A 2,797-nucleotide genomic window follows, 5' to 3' on the forward strand; every position below is an offset into this window, starting at 1 on the left:
TTGAAAGTAACGCTTATTTTTATCGCATCAAGACGGGGTTTACCGAATGCTTACGGTTTGACAACAATCAAATTGGGAGGCAAATGGTTGTCCGTTTTAGTTACCTTGTCATGTATCTTGTTATCTCCCGGTCTGGAAGGCACCCAGTTTCTCTTTTTACCAACGGCATTTGAACAGTTATTTTGGGTTATTTGCATTTATTTTATGGTGGATTATTGCAAATATCATGATGCCAAATATTTAATCTGGTTTTGCATCTTTGGAGCATTTGGATTTTTAACAAAATACAGCATTACTTTTTTGTTCGGAGGATTAATAATTTCGTCAATAATCTTTCGTAGAGACATTTTCTCAAAAAGAGATTTGTGGATAGGATTACTGATATTTTTTGTTTTAATCTTAGCTAACCTATACTGGCAAATAAAAAATCAATTTCCTGTATTTATTCATTTTTCTCAATTATATGATAGGCAACTAAATCAACTTTCAATGGTTGAAGAATTGAAAAAACTCATTCTTTTTTCAAATCCCTTCACAATAATATTCTGGCTTTCAGGATTACTTGTTGTTCCTTTTATTTCGAAATTTAAACAATTCAGGTTAATTTCCTTTGCATTATTTTGTTCATTTGTTCTATTGTTTATCTCCAAGGGGAAATGGTATTATTTTTTTCCTGTCGTAATGAGTTTAGTCCCATTAGGCGCAGTTTTTTTTGAGCAACTGCTGCAAAAGAAAAAGTGGATAATCTATACTTATCTTATTTCACTTGGTTTGACAGGTATGTATCTTTTACCTCAAGGAATCCCAATTGTTAAGTTGGAAAAGCATATTAAACTTTATCATTTGAAGCCCAATAAAGATGGCAAAATACCACTTTCCTTTGATAATTTTTATTCAACAGAAATATGGACCCAGATATTGAATATTGTTAATAAAACATATGTAGAATTGCAGCCTGAAGAACAAATGAGATGTCTAATTTTAGGACGGCATTATTCAATGGCAGGAGCCGCAAACTTGCTTGGGGCAAAATATGGGTTGCCTCAGGCATTCTCGCTTCACAGTTCATTTGAGTGGATACCGGAATTTGATAAGGATGCAATTATTATTGCAATAGGAGAGTCAAATTGGATAAAAGGAAATTGGGAAGCATACTTTGGAGACGTTAAAGAAGTGGGCATTGTTGAGAACAAGTATGCAAATAGAGTGAATGAATATAATTATCGTATCTTTTTGTGTAAAAAATTGAAATATAATTCAATGGAATTTGCACAGCTAATTAAAAATTAATTGTTTACGAAGGTTGGAACAAAGCCATAACTCAGAATCTGAAAATGAACAGAGCATCGTATGTCGCTTTTCTCCTTCTCCTTGTTAATAGGGGGGTTCAGCCTGTCCTGAAGGTAGAGAACTCGTTGCAAACAAAAAAAGACAATAAGACTTGTTTTAAAGTTACCCTTATGAAGTCTTCAACAACTCATGTGGATATAGATTAGCAGCTTAACTTCAATGTAACAATACTATATGCCTAAAGCAACTGGCTGTTTGCTGCAAAAGAAATTGCTTCTATAATGTTGGTAACGCCCAGTTTATCAAACAGTTTGTGGCGATGGAATTTGACGGTATCAACAGATATAAAGATCCGTTTTGCAATATCATTCATGGTTAACCCCTGAGTAGAGAGATACAAAATCTCTCTTTCCCTGTCATTGAGGCTGCTCTTTTCTTTCATTTCCCAGAAATCCCCTTCCGGCACATAACTCCAGAACTTGTTCTCTTTTTGCTTGTAAATCTTAATATTGCCCGGAACACGATTTCCCGAGAGCGAAACTACGCAAAGCGATTTCCATATTTTCCCTTCCTTGGTGAGCAACAGGGGAGTAAGCTTTTGGTTGACAAGATAAGTATGGCCGCTTTTATTTTGCAGTCTGAAATCGTAGGTAATCATATAGAGCAAACGCTCTTCTTTTGGGATGTTCTCCTAAAAGCTGAAACCTATGTTGTTGATCTTATAAAGCAGGGGAAGGTCTTCTTTGACAACAAATTTAAAATAGAAAGCGAACCCCATCTCTTTCACCTCCTGTGTCGAATGGCCGCAAAGCAAAAGAGGGTTTTCCGAGACATAGTCAAAACCCCGTGTATGATAATCAATAACATAAATGCTTTGGTAAGTTGTTCTCGTAAAGGCATCAATCGCCACAAGATAATTCGTCAGCTGGAGTTTCTCTTCCTCTGAAATGTCCTGTATGGTGTTTTGCAAAGAAAAAAAATTATCGATATAGTCCATAGTTACAAATATAAACAATCGACATCTTCTGGCTATATTCTCTGATAGGTTTTTTGTCGTACTGAAAAACTACACTATTGGGTAGTGGAGAAGCAGAATACCCTGCATAGTTTTAAGCCATGAAAGAACTTATGATTTCTAACCCGATTTTTGAGGTTGTCTTTAATATAGCAAAGACATTGTCTGCTGTTATTTGTGTGCTTCTGATTACTTCCGGCACAACAACTTTAAAATCAATTTCATCCAGCAATAGCAACCCAAAAAGCATATTTGCAGATTTCGATGAGTGGGGAATGGATAAAGAATCTTTTATTGTTAAATTTGGACCTCCAACGAATAAGGAAGCTTTTTTTGATGACAAAAAGGATTTTAAAGAAGTCCTCAATTAAACAGAACTATTAAATTAAGACAGGATCGCAGTAACAACCAAATTCTGTTTTATAAACAGTAGTGTTCGACAAAAAAAGCGTTTAACTTTTTGCGCTCAAGCCGCGCGGGCTTTTACTTTTT

The 2,797-nt window shown here is 35.2% G+C and carries 4 protein-coding genes; 2 read left to right on the top strand and 2 right to left on the bottom strand.

Annotated elements, in window-relative coordinates; genetic code table 11:
• Positions 1-1,290 (top strand): glycosyltransferase family 39 protein (locus QZZ43_RS18035; RefSeq protein WP_291862180.1); only part of this gene is annotated, 1,290 nt, incomplete at its 5' end.
• Positions 1,291-1,528: 238 nt separating this feature from the next.
• Here the strand turns inward: QZZ43_RS18035 and QZZ43_RS18040 are convergent.
• Positions 1,529-1,948: a response regulator transcription factor gene (locus tag QZZ43_RS18040; RefSeq protein ID WP_291862185.1), complete on the bottom strand. Its 420-nt coding sequence runs from the start codon at positions 1,946-1,948 to the stop codon at positions 1,529-1,531.
• 33 nt (positions 1,949-1,981) lie between these two features.
• A complete protein-coding gene (locus QZZ43_RS18045) occupies positions 1,982-2,287 on the bottom strand; it encodes a hypothetical protein (protein ID WP_291862182.1) in 306 nt (101 codons plus the stop codon).
• Positions 2,288-2,406: 119 nt separating this feature from the next.
• On the opposite strand from QZZ43_RS18045, the gene QZZ43_RS18050 reads away from it, so the two are divergent.
• Positions 2,407-2,676 carry a hypothetical protein gene (locus QZZ43_RS18050; RefSeq protein ID WP_291862183.1) on the top strand — a complete coding sequence of 90 codons (270 nt, stop codon included), beginning with the start codon at positions 2,407-2,409 and terminating at the stop codon, positions 2,674-2,676.
• Positions 2,677-2,797: the final 121 nt, after the last annotated feature.

This window comes from Marinilabilia sp. (assembly GCF_016278715.1).
In the GTDB taxonomy this organism is placed as follows: domain Bacteria; phylum Bacteroidota; class Bacteroidia; order Bacteroidales; family Marinilabiliaceae; genus Marinilabilia.

Coding starts and splice junctions, on each gene's coding strand:
- QZZ43_RS18040 (WP_291862185.1), bottom strand. CDS start 1,948: ATGATTACCTACGATTTCAGACTGCAAAATAAAAGCGGCCATACTTAT.
- QZZ43_RS18045 (WP_291862182.1), bottom strand. CDS start 2,287: ATGGACTATATCGATAATTTTTTTTCTTTGCAAAACACCATACAGGAC.
- QZZ43_RS18050 (WP_291862183.1), top strand. CDS start 2,407: ATGAAAGAACTTATGATTTCTAACCCGATTTTTGAGGTTGTCTTTAAT.